General features: G+C 47.0%; 13 protein-coding genes. 7 read left to right on the top strand and 6 right to left on the bottom strand.

The window, feature by feature from the left end; all coding sequences use genetic code 11:
• The first annotated feature begins 20 nt into the window (after window positions 1-20).
• From H608_RS0106665 to H608_RS0106660, 3 genes are all read left to right on the top strand, one after another.
• Window positions 21-512: a hypothetical protein gene (locus H608_RS0106665; protein WP_028786991.1), complete on the top strand. Its 492-nt coding sequence runs from the start codon at window positions 21-23 to the stop codon at window positions 510-512.
• A complete protein-coding gene (locus H608_RS24920; RefSeq protein WP_071836928.1) occupies window positions 509-820 on the top strand; it encodes a TIR domain-containing protein in 312 nt (103 codons plus the stop codon). The genes H608_RS0106665 and H608_RS24920 overlap by 4 nt, the downstream gene beginning before the upstream one ends.
• A gap of 77 nt (window positions 821-897) precedes the next feature.
• Window positions 898-2,079: a S41 family peptidase gene (locus H608_RS0106660; protein WP_028786990.1), complete on the top strand. Its 1,182-nt coding sequence runs from the start codon at window positions 898-900 to the stop codon at window positions 2,077-2,079.
• Between the two features lie 544 nt (window positions 2,080-2,623).
• On the opposite strand, the gene H608_RS0106655 is transcribed toward H608_RS0106660, so the two are convergent.
• Entirely contained in the window at window positions 2,624-3,373 is a 750-nt protein-coding gene (locus H608_RS0106655) for a helix-turn-helix domain-containing protein (RefSeq protein WP_028786989.1), read from the bottom strand.
• A gap of 40 nt (window positions 3,374-3,413) precedes the next feature.
• Complete coding sequence (locus H608_RS0106650; protein WP_155990075.1) at window positions 3,414-3,914, bottom strand: hypothetical protein; 501 nt, start codon at window positions 3,912-3,914, stop codon at window positions 3,414-3,416.
• Window positions 3,915-4,065: 151 nt separating this feature from the next.
• Between H608_RS0106650 and H608_RS0106645 the strand changes: the two genes are divergently transcribed.
• Both H608_RS0106645 and H608_RS0106640 read left to right on the top strand, forming a co-directional pair.
• Window positions 4,066-4,320 carry a hypothetical protein gene (locus tag H608_RS0106645; RefSeq protein ID WP_028786987.1) on the top strand — a complete coding sequence of 85 codons (255 nt, stop codon included), beginning with the start codon at window positions 4,066-4,068 and terminating at the stop codon, window positions 4,318-4,320.
• Between the two features lie 3 nt (window positions 4,321-4,323).
• Window positions 4,324-5,082, top strand: a complete 759-nt coding sequence (locus tag H608_RS0106640; RefSeq protein ID WP_028786986.1) for a DUF3667 domain-containing protein — start codon at window positions 4,324-4,326, stop codon at window positions 5,080-5,082.
• Between the two features lie 8 nt (window positions 5,083-5,090).
• Here H608_RS0106640 and H608_RS0106635 read toward each other — a convergent pair whose 3' ends face one another.
• Window positions 5,091-5,711 (bottom strand): hypothetical protein, encoded by a 621-nt coding sequence (locus H608_RS0106635; RefSeq protein WP_028786985.1) that lies wholly within the window; start codon window positions 5,709-5,711, stop codon window positions 5,091-5,093.
• A gap of 342 nt (window positions 5,712-6,053) precedes the next feature.
• Here H608_RS0106635 and H608_RS0106625 point away from each other — a divergent pair, with 342 nt between their 5' ends.
• Both H608_RS0106625 and H608_RS0106620 read left to right on the top strand, forming a co-directional pair.
• Complete coding sequence (locus tag H608_RS0106625; RefSeq protein ID WP_028786984.1) at window positions 6,054-7,178, top strand: hypothetical protein; 1,125 nt, start codon at window positions 6,054-6,056, stop codon at window positions 7,176-7,178.
• Between the two features lie 253 nt (window positions 7,179-7,431).
• Window positions 7,432-8,112 carry a response regulator gene (locus H608_RS0106620; protein ID WP_081658813.1) on the top strand — a complete coding sequence of 227 codons (681 nt, stop codon included), beginning with the start codon at window positions 7,432-7,434 and terminating at the stop codon, window positions 8,110-8,112.
• Between the two features lie 5 nt (window positions 8,113-8,117).
• Here the strand turns inward: H608_RS0106620 and H608_RS0106615 are convergent, their stop codons facing one another.
• The 3 genes from H608_RS0106615 to H608_RS0106605 form a co-directional block, all read right to left on the bottom strand.
• Window positions 8,118-9,971 (bottom strand): sensor histidine kinase, encoded by a 1,854-nt coding sequence (locus H608_RS0106615; protein WP_028786982.1) that lies wholly within the window; start codon window positions 9,969-9,971, stop codon window positions 8,118-8,120.
• 150 nt (window positions 9,972-10,121) lie between these two features.
• Window positions 10,122-12,659, bottom strand: coding sequence for a T9SS type A sorting domain-containing protein (locus H608_RS21515; RefSeq protein ID WP_051268098.1), 2,538 nt, complete (start codon window positions 12,657-12,659; stop codon window positions 10,122-10,124).
• A 278-nt stretch (window positions 12,660-12,937) separates the two neighbouring features.
• Window positions 12,938-19,195: a T9SS type A sorting domain-containing protein gene (locus H608_RS0106605; RefSeq protein ID WP_028786981.1), complete on the bottom strand. Its 6,258-nt coding sequence runs from the start codon at window positions 19,193-19,195 to the stop codon at window positions 12,938-12,940.
• Window positions 19,196-19,484: the final 289 nt, after the last annotated feature.

The raw sequence follows: 19,484 nt of genomic DNA, 5'->3' as shown, positions 1-19,484 counted from the left end.
GTTTTACATTGTTAACTTCTATGGCAAATACTGACAAACAATATATAAAAACTGTCGATGACGAGATAGACTGGAAGATAATCGACCAACTCCATGCTGCAACCTTAAATTTTTCAAATTTAAGCCTTGAGCTAAAGAAATTGCTATTTGTATTAATTGGGATAGCAATACCATCTCTTGTCAAATTAGCCGGTGACAAACTTGACCTCTCCTTATTTGTAACTATATATTTACTAGCATCAGCTTTTTGGCTACTCGACAGTTTTACATATTTTTATCAAGAGAAGTTGAGAGAAAAAATGGACGCTCGCTTTAAGCAAATTAAAAACCGACATGCGCTTCTTCCTATTGTACTACCATCAAACGAAGACAATTATACTCTCGATAATTCAAGAACCAGTAAGAATAGGATTAAAAGGTCAATTATCAATGCATCAACTCGATTATATTTTATAGTTATTATTCTCGATACACTAGCGTTGTTTCTGTTTCTCTTCGATTATATAAAATGAAGATTTTCGTAAGTTATACTACATTAGATAAAGAGATAAATAAAGAATTTCTTTTAAATTTATATTGTTTGCTACGTCCCTGGTCAGAAGTTTTTATAGATTTAATAAACAATGATTCCGTATGTAAACAAGATCGCGTTTTAGAGGAACTTAGAACATGTAATGTATTAATACTTATAGTTAGTCCAAATGTTTGGCATTCAAAGTGGGTTAATTTTGAACTCTCCAAGGCGAGAAGTCGAGGAATTCCAATAATAGAAATAAGCCGAATGTTCTTACTCAACTTAATGCCTCGCATTATCTTTTGAAGTAAACTGTGTGGGCTTTGGATTGATATTTTACCCTGATAACATCGGCCTTAAAGAAAGTGTTACTACCACAAAATATGACACGAAACCTCCTCCCTCTCCTTCTCCTTACCACCACCCTATCCTTCGCCCAACCCTCCTACCAAAAAGATTTCCTCGAATTCTGGCAGGATATCAAAGACAATTATGCCTACCTCAATCAGCAACAGATCGATTGGGATAAGGTCAAGACCATTTATGAGCCGCAGTCAACAAAGATCACGGATAGAAACGAGTTTATCCGGTTACTCGAGAACGTGCTGAATGAATTGTACAACGGACATTCTTCCCTCAACACCAACCTGCCGTCCTCTAACCGGCTTGTCCCCTCTGGAACCGATTTGTACGTGGAGAAAGTAAACGATAAATACCTCATCAAAGATCTCCGCAAAGGCTTCGGTGCCGACCTGGCCGGGCTGAAGATCGATATGGAGATAAAATTTTTTAACGGTAAACCCGTCGGTGAGCAGTTGAAGCAGTTCCTGCCCAGATTCACCGATAAGCATACGCCCAAGATGATCCAGTATGCTATCGATATGCTTTTCGCCGGTACACATGACACCAAACGCGAGATTACTGTTGTTGTTGATAAAGGCAAAGAGAAAACATTCACACCGGTCACTTACGGTAATAGCAACGAATTGCTGTTTAAAAAATCGCTCAACAATACTACCGCCTATATCAAGATTAATAATTCCCTCGGCAATAATAACCTGATCGCTGAGTTTGATCAAACGCTGGACAGCTTTTTCCAGTATAAAGACCTGATCATCGATCTCACGGAAACGCCTGGTGGTGGCAATTCAACAGTCGCCAGAGCAATAATGGGCAGGTTTATAACGGAACAACTCCCCTACCAGGTTCATGAGTTTGATGAGAAGGCTTACCAGACCAAGCGGCATTGGGTGGAGTATGTCACGCCTCGGAAAGATATTTATAAGGGGAATGTTTTTATCCTCGTCGGTCGCTGGACAGGCAGTATGGGCGAAGGCATGGCCATCGGCTTCGATGGTATGAAACGCGCTACCACCATCGGCACTCCAATGGCCGGTCTGTTGGGCGCCATTTCTAATTTTCAGTTGACCGAAACCAAAATCGGCTACCAGTTTCCGACCGAACGCCTCTATCATATCAACGGCACACCAAGAGAGAATTACGTGCCGGCCGTTTTGACACAGAATATGGAAGAGACAATTCAAAAGGCGAGAGAAATCAATTAGCATCGCAATTCACGCTTGTTGTTGGTCGGGAGACCAACAACGGCGAGCCTTCCCTTTGCGCCTTATGCGTCTTTGCATAATAATCGAAACCCTTCAACCGCTAAGACACTCATTCGCAGAACCCGATGATATCGAGTCGTCCCGCTTTGTTGTTGGTCGGGAGACCAACAACGGCGAGGTTTCCCTTAGCGCCTTCGCTCCTTACGCGTCTTTGCATAATAATCGAAACCCTTCAACCGCTAAGACACTCATTCGCAGAACCCGATGATATCGAGTCGTCCCGCTTTGTTGTTGGTCTGGAGACCAACAACGGCGAGGTTTCCCTTAGCGCCTTCGCTCCTTACGCGTCTTTGCGTGCCCTTCGGGAGCCTCAGGGAGCACCTTCGGGAGCCTCAGGGAGCACCTTCGAGGGCTGAAGCATCGGCCCGACACTTCGGGCTCAGGGATCGTTTTTTGAATTTTGACACTTCGTCCGATATTTCGGACAGGCTCAATCCCGCATTTGCGGGATCGCTTTTTGAATTTTGACTTTTTACTTTTGAATTTAACTCACTACTCTCCCCAGAGCCTCCACCACCGTCCCCACATCCAAGGTCTCAAAAATCCTTCGACGATAATATTTCACCGTATCCGGCGATACCGACACACGCGCCGCAATTTCGTTAATCGTCAACCCCTGCGCATATAACCTTAACACCTCCATTTCCCGCTCAGATAACTGAGGCCGCGGAAACTTTTGCCAGGCACGTGTATCCGGACAAAATCGCCAGATGATATCCGCGCCTTCTTTATAAATTACCGCATTGCCCGCCGTTTTATGATAAGCAATCGAGACCGTACACATCGCCTTCCACATTTTTCCCGCGTCCGTTAACAACAACGGCGTCAGTTTGTGATGGATCAGCACGAAAGAGCCATTCTTATGCTGCAGGTGAAAGTCGTAGTTGATGCTGTACATTTTCCGCTCTTTAGGCGGCAACCGCTCAAAGAAGTCAAAACCTTTTTCATTCAGTTCCGATAGCATCTCCAGGTCCCCCGGCGGTACGTGTTTTTCATAGAATGCATAGCCCATCGCCTGGACTTCGGCCGCTGTATAACCACATAGAAATAACGGATTGTCCGATACGTATTCAAAGCTCATGTCAGAGTAGTCGATTACGTAGATGCTCTGATAGGTCAGCCTCGACAATGCCTTCACCGGCTCCAGGTAGCCCATCCCCTCCTGCCCTGCCAGTTCCTTTATATGCACCAATTTGCTGCGCGTTACCAGGCTTTCTGCATTTTTCTTTTTCATCGGCTACAAAACTACACGAAAGTGTAGTTGGTCACTCATTTCATTCGATATAGGTCCAGGTTTCATCGAATGACACGCGGTGTGGCGTGAATACGGCCGGCTCATCCATCCAGTATTTGATTTTGATTGTTTTCGATGCCGGATCCCAGGCATTGATGCCCGAAGGATCGAGTGTGGCCGAACGGCCATTGGGCGAAGGCTGCCCATAGTGATTGGTAATGGCCGTTATTTTGTTTGTATTCGGATCCAGTGTTATCGTTGGGGCAAAGTTCGAGTAGTAACTTTTGGATCCGCCGATCAGTATGATATGGCCGGGAATGCCGAGCTCCGTCGGCAACATCGTGCCCTGCACATCGTTTACTTTGTCAAGTGTGATTTCCTGCGGATAGTAACCGGTGTAGGTGGCATTACTGAAGTCCCGCATCGATCCGGTGACGGTATAGTTGGAACCGACCGGTTTGACGGCAGCATCATCTTCTTTCTTTTTTTTGCACGCAAGTGTACAGAGGGCCAGGAACAGCCAGGCAAGTTGAATTTTCATGTCAATGAGATTATGATGAAGTGACAAGGTCATTCATTGCGGCGGGTTTGAAAATACGCAGTTTGATGTATAATACTACACTTTTGTGTAGCACCGGAATGGCAGGTTTCACGATTTTCGCGCGGATTTCTGGTATACCACAACACTACTTATGACAAAGAAGCCTCTTTCCGAACAAACCCTCGGGGAATTGAACAAACAAAAGTCCCTGTTCACCGGCGTGCTGGCCGCTTTTTTCATCGTCTGGCTGATCATGGTCGGATTGATTATTTACATTTTCGTGAATAAAAAGCCGAATTACGCCCTGCTTGTGGTAGCCTTTGGTCTGTGGCCGGCCATGTTGCCTTCGGTTATCGGCCTGTCTAAGATCAACAAAGAAATCAAATCCCGTTCTCCGCAATCCTGATCCATGAGCCCGCATACGCATAACGAAAATTGCCTCAACTGCGCCCAACCGGTGAAAGGGAATTTCTGCGCCCATTGCGGCCAGAAGGCTTCCACACATCGCTATTCTGTTCACCATTTCCTGGCGCACGATCTGGTGCACGGCATCTGGCATGTGGACAAGGGCCTGTTGTTTACGATCAAAGAATTATTCGTTCGCCCGGGCCATTCCACGCGGGAGTTTATCGAGGGCAAGCGGGCAAAACATTTCAATTATTTTACCCTGATCGTGCTCATCACGGGCCTCGGTTTATTTCTCGGACAGATTTCGCAGGTCAAGCTCACCGATATTTTCCCTGCCAATACCAAGGCCGTTATGTCGCAGATGGAGCAGGTGGCCACCAAGTATCCCAAGTTCATTCCGCTGGTGATGATCCCCTTCAATGCCCTGCTCAGTTTTGCCTGGTTTTATCGCAGCCGGCTCAACCTGACAGAGCACGTGATCCTTAATGCGTATAAAGTTTGCGGTGAGTTGCTGATTGGCCTGGCTTTCAGCGTTCTTATGCTGTTTTATCGCAACACGGCGGGGTTGTATGTGATCTACAATGGCGTGCTGGTGCTCACCACCGTGTACGGCATTTGGTTTTACTACCAATACTTCTCTACTTTTCCCTATAAAAAATCCGGATTGATTTTCCGCAGCATCATGGTGCCTGTTTCTGCCGCTTTGTTGTATATGCTGGCCGGTATTGTGTCGGCGATCATTGCCATGAAAACGAGATAGGTGCCTGCTTATTTTACATCACCACTTTCGAAGATCAACTGACCGGGAAGATCCTGGAGTTCGGTCTCCCATGCCAGCAGTTTCAATACCTGGCTTCTCTCTTTCAGAAAAAGACGGACCGCTTCCTGCGGATAAACCAGGTGTTCAAACATGGAGTATAGCTTCTTCTTTGTTTCTTTTACAAGTTCCCGTGACAGCCGATCGTAAACCTCACTGCTGATGGGCTTCCGCTGAAGTCTGTAAATGATCCTCAGCGGACCTCCGTACTCGTCGGCGGGCAGTGGATCAATCAATTTCAGGTATTCGACATAATAGGGAAACTTTCGGGATGTGTTGACAGTCTCTGCACGATGAAGAAGTTTATTTAACTGTTCATGAATGGTTTTCCTGGTGAACCGGCGTGGTACATTTTTATGGAGAAGAAGTTCTCCGCGCAGCGAAATGATCCATGCATTATCGAAAGGAGCTTTCTCCAGCAAACCTCTTTCTTCCAATTGTGTAGCCAGCGATATGGCTTCTTCCTTGTCTATGGCCCAGTGATGCATGATGCGTTTGACCGGAATGAAATGATCAAGTCCTTTTTTTAGCAGACGCCGGAGCTTTTGCTCATTTTTTGTATCTTCATTCATAGATGCAAGTCTTCGAGTTTATAGTAAACATTCTCCTCAATCTCCTCTCCAGTTTTATTTACGATCTACTGGGTTTCCAAAATAAAAAATTAGCCGGAATTTAAAAAAGGGGGACTCCAACTAACTGAATAAAATCAAATTGAAAATCAAATAATTATCGGTTTGTACCAGCAATTTCACCCCTCTCCTTGAGACATTTTCTTCAGAATATTTTACCCGATACTAAGGAATCAGTTGATTTTTAATAGTTTGTAAACTAATTTGGCTGTTCGTCCTGGCTGCGTTTGTAGACACTAATTTAACCTATAACTAATTATTTTTAAGATAGTTATGTCAGATGCAATGAAACTGGCTGTTTTTCTTGATCAACGTGTGGAGGAAACGATACGGGAGAGAAAGTATATGGAAAGTGTGGCTATCACGTATCAACCAACCGAGAGTTTTGCCAATCATATCATCCGGATATTTTACACCGTTACGGTTAATCATCGCTACGAAAAGCTCTCCCCTTCCCGGAAATATGCTCTATTTAACGGCGAGCCCTTTTATATCTACACCCTTAGTAAACAATCTGAGAATAATACCCGCCAACATCCGCTGAAATTGCTGGAGTTTAAGTCCCTTTATGAAAGCCTGACCACTGCGGCCGCATTACGCCTGGAGAAAGCGTTGGGCACCGAATTCCCTTTAACCATACAGCATGTGCGCGCTGACCCCTCTGTCAATTACGCCATTCAATTTTTAACAGACCTGGCTGAGGATTCCCGTTATCTCTATTGGGAAGATAATGATGATGCCGATCAGTGGGCTTCGCTTCATAAACTGGCCAATGACTCCCGTAAAATTTGTACGCAGGAAAGACATTTGTTTACCATAACAGACACCAGCATCAAAGATCTGCTGGGTATCGATCGCTATATAATCAGGAGAATGGTTACAGAATGTAATGTGCCGGTCATGGTGAAAGGTTTTCAAACAATAGATAGCTTATTGATCCATGTACCCCGATTGCTGAATGCTCTAAAGCAAGAGCTACGCAGAGAGAACTTGTCTTTTCAGAAAGAAGATTTGAAAAAACTTATCTCGTATTTATACGATCAACATTTGGTTAGCGAAAAAAAAGCCATTCAGGAACAGCAGCAATCGGCATTCATCAAAACATTAAGTATAGATACCGGCGATGTATTACTGTTAATCGATGGGAAGCTTGTAGTCATAAATAAGATTTTATTTGATAACGATAACCGGCTGATTATTGAATGCGCACAGCTGAAGAAAAACCTTGACAAGAGTCAGCGGACAAAAGCGATTCCGCCGTCGATGATCTCGCAGGTATTGAAACAAGCTGTATTCCGGGATTATACCGACCAGGCAAGGGTCAGAAATATTGACCTGCTCCGTCGCTGGATGTCAAAAAAGACGAGCCCTGTGTCGCTGCCCGTTTTTCAACCTGATTTCTTCGGGTAATAAATGGAACCACATTTCAATTGAACAAATACTATTAATTAGTTGAAGTATTGCAATACGCAATAGAAATACTATCATCAACACCACAAGTTTGTAGTGGAAGCCATATTTTTACTTTCACATGAGTAAGAAACTCAATCGTTAGCGACATTTCCCGTACCAAATCCGCAAGGGCTGATCCGGGATTTTCTCGTATGACAGGAAGCCAAAAATAACATTGGCAAGACGTACTTTCCGACATTTATTCATTCATATGACTACTGCAACAACGACGAAATACACCTCCGTTTTAGTAATCGATGACCATAAGATGATTGCCAATGGCATTAAATTGCTGATCGGCGATTTATTCGAGAACTTCTATATGGCGCAAGACGGGGCTACGGCCAAAAGCCTGGCACTGAAGCATAACCCGGAAATGATTATCGTCGATAATTTTCTTCCCGATATCACGGGCGATATACTTGTAAGGGACTTGAAATACAAGCATCCCATGGCAAAAATCCTGGTCTACTCCTTTACTTATTCCGCTGATGTGATTGTGAAAATGCTGCAGGCTGGCGCAAATGGTTATGTGGTGAAAAAAGACGATGATGAGGAGTTTATCAAAGCAGTTCAACTGCTGCTGCAAAACAAAGAGTATTTCAGCCCAGAGGCACGTATCCATATCATCAACCGTTTTTCCGGTACGGAAGACGATTATTCGGTCAAACATCTTATTGCCAATATCAAGTTTTCCGGGAAAGAGATCGAACTCATCCGCCTGTTATGCAAACAGATGAATACAAAGGAAATCAGTAAGAGCATCGGTTTGTCGGAGCGGACTGTTGAGCAGTACCGGAGTAATATAGCGCGGCGCATCGGCGCCAAAAACCTGGCAGGTATCATCAAATTTGCCTTGCAGAACGGCGTGGTACAACTCGACGATCTCTGAATAATCTATCGTAGCAACACCTTGATATCAATTGCATAGCCCTCCGGGAAATTATTCGTAACAAGATATTCCCCGTTCATTTGTTTGACGCGCTCGGCAATGTTTTCAAGTCCGATTCCTTTTGCCTCATCTCCCTGTTCCCAGCCTTTCCCATTGTCTTTGTAAGTAATCTGCAAGCGGTTGTTCTCCTGCCGGAAGCTCATTTGTATTTTATCAAATTGGCTGTGTTTGACCGAATTAGTGATGCATTCGTGCAGAATGGATTTCAGGTGAGAATATTGGTAGTGACTAATGAAACGGTCTTCTTTTAATTGTTTATCGATCGAGTAAGTAAATACATTTACTCCTTTTAATTTTTTCAACACACCATCCAGTTCTTTAATCAATTGAAATACCGAATGCAGTTCGGTAGATTTCAGGTCGTGCGAAAGACCGCGGATCACCGCAATCGTATTGTCTAGCTGCTTTTCCACTTCCTCTGTAAGTTCTTCGCTATAACCTTTGGTCCGGTAGTTTTTTGCCAGTGATTTTGCATACAGTAGTGCAGGTCCGGTTTCGTCGTGGATATTTCTGGCCATGTTCAATTTAAACTCGATGAGTTTTTTGCGCTGCCGCTGCCGTTGGCGCCAGATAAATAGTAAACCAGCCGTTACCAGCAGCAACGCGCCGGCAACGATCAGACGGATGGTGTTCTCTCTTCGCTGCGCCGCTGCTTTTGCCTCGGCCAGCAATACGTCCTGTTCTTCCGTTTTTGCCTGGGCATACATCATTTCATCTACTTCACGCGTGGCAATAGTGCGTGAACTGTCCAGCAGTTTAATGGCCGCCAGCATGCTGTCACTTGCTTCACGATAGCGTCCTTCGTTATACAGGGCCAGCGATTTTAAGCGTTTGGTGATGTAGAGGTTATACACCAGTTGATCTTTTTTATATTCTTCATCAAATGCCTTCAGGTAAACGGCCGTGCTATCGGTATTTTTCTCCCGGATGAAGAAAGCCAGTTTTTTTTCGGTGAGAAAAAAGCTGATAAAATTTTTCAGGTAATCAGGCGTCTTGTCACTTTGCAGTTGTTTTTCCATTAATGCAAAAGATTCCAGCGCAAGCGGTGCAGATCCGATCGCATCGGCCTTGTAATAAATGAGTGTATAGTAGGCGTATTGCGAATGGGCAACGGCTCTGTTAACATCGGGGAAACGCGACTCAACGGTTTCAGTTGCTTCTCTGGCAGCCTGCAATACCTTATTGCCATTGATGGTGTCTCCTGCACCATAAAGTCCTTCTCCCAACTTTACCAGCAGTACAACTGACTGAACGGCCTGCGGCATGGTAGTCGTCTCCTTGCGGGCCTCCGCCGGTAATCCAAGTACAAACACCTCGTTATTTTTATACAAGGCCTGCGAAAGGTCGAAGGAGTTGTTGGTATTATAGTAATCGGATTGAATCGTAAGCGCAGTGACGGATGCCCGCCCGCTGTTGGCTTTTTCCACCTCATTAAACTTATCCGCATAGTACAACATTTCGCCCGCCCTGCCGGTGAACTGTGCCTGATTGCTCAGCAAACTGTAGTAAGTTCGTTTGTCTTCGTCAAACTGGTGGCTGCTCCAGGCTGTCTGCCGGTAAGGTTCCAGTACAGCCAATAATTCTTTGTTGGTAAAATTTACGTCTACGGACAACAAAGACAACATGGTGGAATGAACGGTATCGAGGTAGATACGGTCAGACATTTTTCCTCCTTTGTGCGCTTTCTCCAATCCCTTCAGTAGGGAAACAGCGGAATCTTTGATGTTAGTCTGGGCCTGTAGGGATAAGTTATGAAAGAAAAGCGCAGCAACGAGAATAGCAACAAAATGTTTACGCATAAAGAGGGCAGTAATTGACGTTAGGCTCTGGTTGATGCCAAATGTACGAATTGTTGCCCTGCAGGGTTTGAAAAATAAAGGGCCGGGTTGGAAAACCCGGCCGTGGGTGGTCTAAACCCTATCCTGATTTATGAGACACATCCTTTCCTGTTAACGTTTAATAATTTTGTACTGGGTGGTTGTTCCGGAGTGGTCCGTTGTTTTTACGATATACAAGCCCGCAGGTAGTTCCGTGAAACTGATGTATACCGTGGTTGCCGCATTACCGGGAAGGGTTTTCACTACCTGCCCGTAACTATTCAAAAGCTGGATGGAAGCGATATTTTTCAAACCGGTGACGGTCAGCTTATCCTGTACGGGATTAGGCAAAAGCTGCACCTGTCCGTAAGATGGCCGGGTCACTTTTTTCACACTGCTATACGCATATCGTTCGTCGAGGTCGTGTTGTTTTAGCCGGTAGTAGTTTACGCCATCGAAAGGATGATTGTCGGTAAAGCGATAGTTTAACGGTTGGTCACTGTTTCCCGCAGAAGCCAGCGAGTTTACAAAGCCGGCGGTCTGCCAGGCAATGCCATCTTTGCTTTTTTCAACATCGAATCCCCTGTTGTTTTGCTCACTTGCCGTTCCCCAGGTTAGCAGGATTTTATCAACATTATTCTCTGCATTGAAATACAACCACCGTACATCAAGCGTAGTGGTCAACACTATCCTCACGGTATCTGCACTTACGCAACCTCCGTAGGGCGTGGTAATGGTCCAGGCAAAGTCGTATGCTCCCGCGATATTCAGATTGGTAGCAGTCGTAAGCGGGCTGTTGGGGGCGGATAGCTGCGGTGCCGATCCGGCTGGTGAAGCAACAAGGGTCCATACGCCGGATGCCAGACCCGGATTATTTCCAGCCAGGCTGGCGCTTGTTACATTCCCCAATACCTGATCGCTTCCGGCGTTCGCATTGATCAGGCCCTCCACTCTTACGAGAAATGTATCGGACATCAGCGCTCCGGAACAAGCATATTCCTGTGCCAGGAAAGGTCCCACACTTGGGTTGTAAGCAATAGGTGTGATCCTGAAACTATAGTTACCGATGCGGTTGAGATTGGATATAACCGTTGAGGTACTGGTGAGTGAACGGAGATTGGTAGTGGTATACGTGGGCGGGGCGGCTCCTGCAGGGGCAGACACCAGCTGTATGTCGTAGTGTCCGTCGAAGTCCTGGAAATAGCTGCCGTTAACGATGCCTTTGTAAACATCAGGCAACGTAATAGTGGCTGAGATAGCACCGGTACCGGGATAACACACACTGACATCTGCTATTTCCACATCGGGCCGGCTTCGATCCGATACATGTATGTAGTAAGTCTGATTGACACCACAACTGCCATCCGCATTTCTTGTGTTGATGGTAAACCGGTAGGTTCCGATCCTCCATCCTCCTGCGGGTGGTGTTGCCGTCACTACACGGTCATAAGTACCCGTACCCGTAACCGTTACGGTTGGTGGACCACCTGCGGGAATAATACCTGACGGCGTAACAGTTGTAATAACTGTTGGCGGATCAGCCGGATCCACACTAAAGTAAAAGGATTGCGGCGCGGTAGTTCCTGCAATGTTGCAATGTACTTCTCCGCCGCTGCCTGAGGTCGCATAGACCACCAATTGTTCGGGTGCTTCGTGACCCGCAGGCTGCAAATTAACCAGCCTGGGCGTTACGCCCTGAAAGCTGTAGGTAAGTGTCGGCGACGTATAAGTGCCACAGCTATTGGTAACCGTAATAGTAAAGGTGTAAGTACCCGGTTGTGTGACACCATTAAAGTAGAAAAAAATATTATCGTCCAACCGGTCAAACGACATATTAGCACCTGCAGGTTGACTTATTACATTCAAAGAAATAGTGGTGCCCGCTGCTGCCGCGCCGGCCACACCCGGATAATTTGTATTAAAGTAAGGCGGGGCAGACAGCGTGATGTAATGAGTTGAAATGGTGGGTGACTGACAACGGGAAGTATTGACAACCGGGTTGATCACGGGATTTGGAATAAAGCGAACAACGGTAGTGTCTTCATAAGAGCAAACACCATCCGCTGAAGTAATACGCAGAATAGCCCAATAAGCCGGATCTATTCCGTGATTCGCTTTGTTGACCAGCGAGAACACTGGGTTGGCTGAAGTGGTACTGCTGAACTGTGCGTTGGTGCTGACCGTTTCGGATGCACGATAAAATCGCCAGATATTGACAGCGCGCCATTCACCGGTATAACCGGCAGGTATTACGCCTCCCAGGCTGGTGGTGCCGGCAGCAGCGCACACATCTGTAATATCCGGGCCCGCGGTGAAGGAAGCCGGCCGTGCATGGGCAGTGATAACGACCTGCGAAGTGTTAAAGCCTATTGCACAGGCTTGCTGCAGGCGAAAGGTATAGTTGCCGTCAACCGTCATCCCGTTCACATCGGTGGTGAGGCTGTTAGGACTGACGATCACGGGCGTCACCGGCCCTGACACAAAAGTCCAGAGTGGTGCTGCTGCGCCGACATTGCCGCTCACAGTTCCGGTGAGTGTGGTGAATGATCCGCAGACTATCGCGTTACCACCGGCATTCACCGTACAGTTGCCGACGATCTGGGCTCCGGCTTTCATTCCGCTGCAAATCAGCAGCGAAGCGAAAATTAACCTGCATACATTTTTTTTCATAAGTCACGTTTTAGGTTGGCAATCGAAATAATAGCGTTTCGTAAGGATACCTATACATACAAAGGTTCTGATCGATTCAGGCGATGGGTTTCCAGCGAAGGAAATATATCACCGGGTAACAAAGTATTACCCGGTGAGTGGTATGAAAAAAGGAGGTATAGAGGTGGTTAAACACTAAGAAACAAACGCGTTTCTAAAGTGGAAATAAACCGGGTTTTGCAACCCGGTGCTGATAATAAGGCCGTCCTTTGGTAAGGTTTCGCAACAGTATTGGACTTTTATCGCTTGATCACTTTGTAACTTTCCTGGTTACCGGTGCTGCTTTCGATACGAATGAGATACATACCTGATGCTAAGGTTGATACATCTACCTGCATTGTTGATCCGCCATCCGTCCTGATTGTTTTTACAACCTGTCCGCTTACGTTCAGAACACTTATTACATACTTACCGCTGAGTCCGGTGATGAATAATGTTGTATTAACAGGATTCGGAGACAGTTTTATGCGGTTGAATTCACCGAACGTAACCGTACTTACCGGGCTGTATACAAAACGCTCGTCGATGTCGATCTGTTTCAGACGATAGAAGTTCTTACCGTTTGCAGGAGCCTGATGGATGTATTCGTAATTCAGGCGGCCGAGGCTGTTGCCACCGCTTGCTTTTGTGGCTACGAAGTCGATGTTGCGCCAGTTGATACCATCCAGACTATGCTCGATACCGAAACCGCTGTTGTTCTTCTCCGTTGCTGTGGCCCAGGTAAGCAGTGTTTTTCCGCTCTGCTCCTGTGCGGCAAAATAAAGCAGGGTCACAGGGAGTAAGGTAAATGTATTCTCGGTTGACGACAGATACAGGAAGCTTCCCATATCATTGATAGTATGGAACTCTACATAATACACACCGTCTTCGATACCAGATTGTGCCACTACCAGCGGGCGTGATTTGCCTGCATCGAATACGCCATCGCTGTAGATATCGATGATCGCATCATCTGCCGGTCCATCGTAGAAGAACCAGCCTGATGTGGTAGCGCCCGGTACTAAAGAAGCACCCATCTCATCGGGACTGTAATAAACCCGCACCTTGCCGCTGGCTATTGCGCCTGTATTATTATCCGTTACAGTACTGATACGCGGCATCAGATTAGTGATGCGGACGCCATCGTTGTAAGAAGTCCCTTCCGGCGTAATCGTTACATCGAAATTATCGAGCTGGCCATTGGTATAACCAGACAGACCCAGCAGTTTTTTATTGAGATCAGTTGTCTGACGGTAATAAGCCCACTCACCTACCGAACAACCATCGTTGTAGATATCGGTTTCTTCAATAACCTGTGCCAGATAAACTTCACCGTTGTTCAAAGGCATGGCCTTACCGAAAGTGAAATAACCGGTGCCTGCAGCAAAGGAATGTAATACTTCGTAGTCCGTACCATTGACGGTTAGCGGTTTTACGGTGATGTTAGTAGTGAAAGCGGCATCATCCGCAAAAACGATCACATAACCGGCACAGGGATCATTGGCCGGGAAGGTAGTCGTACCCACCGAAGTCTGCGGGAAACGGATCATCACCTGGTTGTTCAGGTTATTGGTGTTCTGTACTTTCCATATCCGGTTCATTCGGCGACCATTGGCCGTGCTGCCGGCATAAGGGAATGCAGCATAAGTACCCGCCGTACTCGTCATAGCCTGTGTATTGCCGTTGTCACCCCAGATGAGGAATTGTCCGTCGTTTACCTGGTTCTCATTTTCCAAATTGCTCTCCGCGATTTCACCCAAAGCAATTATTACCTGGTTGTTTGTATTCGCGTGCTGGCTGCGGCTCTGCTTCTGATGCAGGGCAGAGATGAAGTCCTGACCGATACCTGCCACGTTATTATAAAAACCACTATTCGCCGTGGCATCCCATACAACTACATTCTGTGATGTTGTATAATTATTGCTGTTCTGTAATGTAACACCGTATTTGATGGCGAGATATGATTCAACCTTGTTCCTTTCGGTCGCTGTCACATTGCCGTTGCCATAAATGATCAGTTCTCCTATGTCACCGGTGAAACCGGCATTGTCACTTCCGTTACCTGAAAATACCGTAGAGCCGAAAGCATGACCGCCGTTAAGCTGGCCCCTGGCGGTATGTGTCCCGGCTGCACCCGATGTGGCGCCGTTCAGCCCTTTGGCTACACTCAGATCGGTAAACGTTGTGTACATGATGCTCGGACTGTTGGTGGAGTACAAGATGTTACCCGGGTTGGCGAGGTAACGGTTGCTATAGGCTACGTTCATGCGCTCCATTCGCTGATCGGCCATGATACCGATACCGTCCCAGTAGTTGATGCTTCCACTCTGATTGCTGTTGTTTACGAGCGAACTGAATATTCTTCCGTTGCTGCCTGCTCCTATACCTTCTTTGGTTACCGTGAAAATGTCATAACTCAGGTTGGTAACCGTCTGCACGTTTACATTCGCCAGTGATTGATTGGCCGTTGTAAACTTGATACCCGGGTTGTAGTTGAAATAAGTAGTGCCGCCTTTTGCTGAAACAGGCAATGCATTCTCGCCGATTTGATCCACTACCGTACCGGAAGTGAAATCAGTCCAGGAACTAACCTCTGTGCCCTCGGCAACAGATTCGGCAAACTTATCCGCGCGATACCAATAGCTGATGTTGTTGGTGACACCACCCGGCGCCTGTATGTATGCCGCGAAGGTGAAGTACTGACCATCGGTGATGGTTACATCGGCATAAGCATATTCCACCCCGTTGACCATCTGTGTGCCGCTCATATCGGTGATCACATCACCCAGGTCAAACACATTGTCGGTGCTTTGCACGAGTTTCAGGTAGGCAAGTCCTTTTGGCCAGGCTACCCTTACCGTGCCTATTGCGTTCACGTTTGCGGCTTTCCAGATAGCGGCAAAGCGCAGGTAAGGTATGCCACCGATGATACCGAATGGTACAGCAGGTGCTTTGGCAAGGTTATTATCTCCCCAGATCAGGAACTGTCCATTGGCCAGCACGCCGGTGTTGCCGGCGTTGGTGCTGGCCAGGCCTGTGGTGGAAATAAGCACTTGCCGTCCGCTGTTTACACTGCGGGACTGGCGCTGGTAAAGTCCGCCCTGATCGTCGCGGGCTATACCGGCAATATTGTAATGATAGCCGGCATTGTTTGTGGCGTTCCATACCACAGCACCTGTTGAGTTGACATAGTTTTGCGGTATAGTCTGATCGAGGGTGATGCCGTATTTAACAGCCAGGTAACTGTGTATCCTGGCGAGACTCGCATTGGCCATATCCCCTCCTGCTGGCTCGTGATACAAGATCACTTCTGCAATCTCTCCGTCAGGGTTATCACCGGTAGTTCCGTCTGCACCGATGTAAGCACCGGTGGTTGGAAGCACATAAGCAGCACCGGTTCTGGGATAAGGAGCCGTATATATTTTTTCCAATCCATTATAAAAACCACGCTGGTTCGCCGGTGATCCGGTTTTGGGCAGTATTGATGAATAAATACCGAAGCGGTTAGTTGATCCGGGCCCTGCAGCAGTAGCGCCGAATCCGTTTCCGATCGAAGGCATGGGATACACCTGGCCACTTTGCGGGTAGAGGAAGAAACCATCATCATTGCCACTGATCGAAAAGAGACTGTTGTAGCTGGATGCAGCCGGGTTCAATCTTGCTACGGCAATATAATGCACCGAGCCGGCTGTGTTCAGGTAGGCTGTAGTGGTATTTCTTAGATAGTTGTTGGTGCCATCAAACGAAAGTGTGGGGTTGAAATTCCAGGTTTTGGTAAAAGTTGTCTGATCGTTGTACGGGACATAGGCATTCGCGCTGCTCATGGTCAGCTTCACATCATTGGCCGTGGAATTATTCCAGGCGGTTACTTTTTTAGCCGCGTCGGTTTCCACGCCGTTATCAGCCCTGTACCAGAGAGAGAGGTCCTGCCCCACTCCGCCTGGTCCGGCTACATAACCACCAAACGTGAAATAAGATCCATTTATCAGGGTTACGTCGGCATAGTTATACACCACGCTGTTGACGGTAATGGTACCGTTCATCGGGGTATGTGTATCTGCGATATCAATTGTGGCATCGGGGCTTTGAATCAGGTGCAGGTTTACAATACCGCTACGCCATGCAATCCGAACCGTGCCTACCGCGCCTGTATTCTGCACTTTCCATACAGCACCCATTCGTAAGTTGATGGGGTTGCCACCAACGGTAGTACTGTGAGAAATACCTAACGATTTAGCCTGACCGTTATCTCCCCAAACCAGGAATTGTCCGGATGAAAGGGAAACAGCGTTGGCGGCATTACTGTTAGCTAAACCAGTCGTGCTGATCAGCACCTGCTGCCCGTCGTTGATACTGTTGGATTGCTTTTGATGCAACGCGCTTCCTTCATCATTCGCCAGGCCGGCAATATTATTGGTATAACCGGCATTGGTGCTCTGATTCCATACAACGGTGCTGCCATCACTGGCGATATAGTTATGAGGAAGCGTGATGCCGTACTTGATGGCCGTATAAGTTCTGACACGTTGCTTCTCGGCTTCGGTCAGGTCTCTTTCATACGCAATCGCTTCACCGATCACGCCGTTGGTCACCTGCGGTTGTGCGCCCAACACACTTCCATTTGCCTGAAGAGAGCCAGCGGCTGTTCTGGTTTGTGTGGTAGACGCGGTGGCACCGTTTAACCCATATTTAATCCCGGCCACGCCTACCGTGTACGACATATCACTCAGCAGGAATTTATTATCGGGATAAAGATTAGGGAAGGCAGATGTGGTGGAACTATACAAAACAATATTGTTGTTCAGTTTGGTGATGGTGGGAACGTCGGCATTGATCAATCCTGCTCCGGTAGTAGTGGCGCCAAACCCCCAGATATCTCGGTACCCGCTTGTACCGCCCGCCCTGGTAAGTGTGGTGGTAAAAAATGTTCCACTCAAACCATTGGCAGAAAAAGGTTTGCCGCTGGGGACAACCATAAACCGGCCATTGGCACTCGTATTATTGCCAAAGTCGATCACCGGGTTAAAATTGTATAAGGTGGTCGCTGTAAAGGGTTGACGGCTGGTGTTGGTTTGCGTGTAATGGTTATTGAATCCGGAGAAGTCCGTCCAGGATGACGGAGTAAAACCTTCATTGGATTTCAACCACACTCTTAAATTGTCGGTGACACCTCCGGGGCCTGCGAGCTTGGCACCAAAAGTAAAATACTGACCATTGGCTAAAGTCACATCGGCATAGTTATAGATCACGCCGTTGACCGTGATCTCTCCGGTCATTGCCGTAGGCACATCACTTCCGTTGATGATGGCATCCGTACTCTGAATAAGTGTCAGATTGGACAAACCTTTCACCCATGCTACTCTCACTGTGCCTGAACCGTTGTGCTGTACTTTCCAGATAGACGCAAAACGGTGAGATAGCCCGGCAATGCCCGTCAGAGATACTGTTGGCGCTTTTGGCTGCCCGTTGTCACCCCATACGAGGTATTGATTATCGGCGAGCGTACCGCTGTTTGCAGCATTGGTATTGGCCAGCCCACCCACACCGATCAGTACCTGCTGACCCGCATTGGTGCTCCATGCCTGCTTCTGATACAAAGCGCCCATGTCGTCGCGGGCAATGCCCGCAATATTGTAATGATATCCGTTGTTAGCAACGGCATTCCATACGGTAGTGCCTGTTGAATTTTTATAATCCCTGCTGCCATTGGCATACGTGGTTCCGTATTTAAGAGCAAGGTAAGTTTCTACCTGGTCCATTTGTGCGGCCGTAAGCCTGTCTTCGAAAAGCAGCACTTCATTAAGCTGGCCGCTGAAAGATCCGTAGTTGTTGTCGGCACCAATGCGGAAATCCCGCGCAGCGGTACTCAGGTTGGCATTGTTGAGCTGACTGCCGCTGTAAAGGGCTCTGTTACCGTTTAGTGAAACGGTTGCGCCGGCATAGGCAGCGCTGCTGCCTGAACCGTTCTGCCAGCCACTGCCGGCAGTAAAATAGGTTTGCGCCTGCATAACATCAGGACTCAGTCCCTGGTAACCGGGGCCACCCGTAAAAAACAACAACTTGTTGTCGCTAAAAAAATGCATTCCCGGATAGTCCATTGTAGGATGAAAACCGGCAAAGCCACTTCTTTTCAGCAGGTTCATATAACCAGCCGCATAAAAAGTACCGTTGGCGCGGTCAATAATATTAACGCCGGCTCCGGCAGTGAATTGCATCCAGTCGTTGCTGCCGTCGAAAGTAACGGTTGGATTGAAGTTAGCGAGTACCGAAGTGCTGGAAAAAACAGGCCGCGAACCTGCAGTAGCCTGCAACAACGGGAAACTGCCCGTTATACTGTTCCACTGCTGAACGGTAGCGTTGTTGGCGGCAGGCGTTACACCGGCGTCTGAAAAAATAGTGTTGGAGCCGTCAGCCTTGTACCAGGCGGATGCAGGAACGCCACCGGGAGCCTGGCCATAGATAGTTGGAATACGGGTAAACGCTGCAATAAATAATAACAGGTAGAGTTTTGAACTCATAGGAGTTAGTTTTAGGGTTTACTTACTTCATTATCCAGATTCCATTGGTAATAAAGTATCGGAATAGCAACTGTGTTTTTAACTAAGGTTTATTACAAAGGACACGTGAAATAATAGCGTAATATTACAGGCCTTTATACTTTAGTGAAAATGGCATAGTAGTACTCGAACAGTATACTTGAACAAACACAATAAACATGTCAAAATGCTCAGTACTTTCACAAGGAAAAGCATAAGCGTATACTTGTAATTCGGAGAATGGCGGCAATTGCGTAACTGCTAAGAAAAT

The organism is Terrimonas ferruginea DSM 30193 (assembly GCF_000425585.1).
Taxonomy (GTDB): Bacteria; Bacteroidota; Bacteroidia; order Chitinophagales; family Chitinophagaceae; genus Terrimonas; species Terrimonas ferruginea.
The sequence above is the reverse complement of the archived record's forward strand: the minus strand, read 5'-3'. Positions and strand labels throughout refer to the sequence as shown.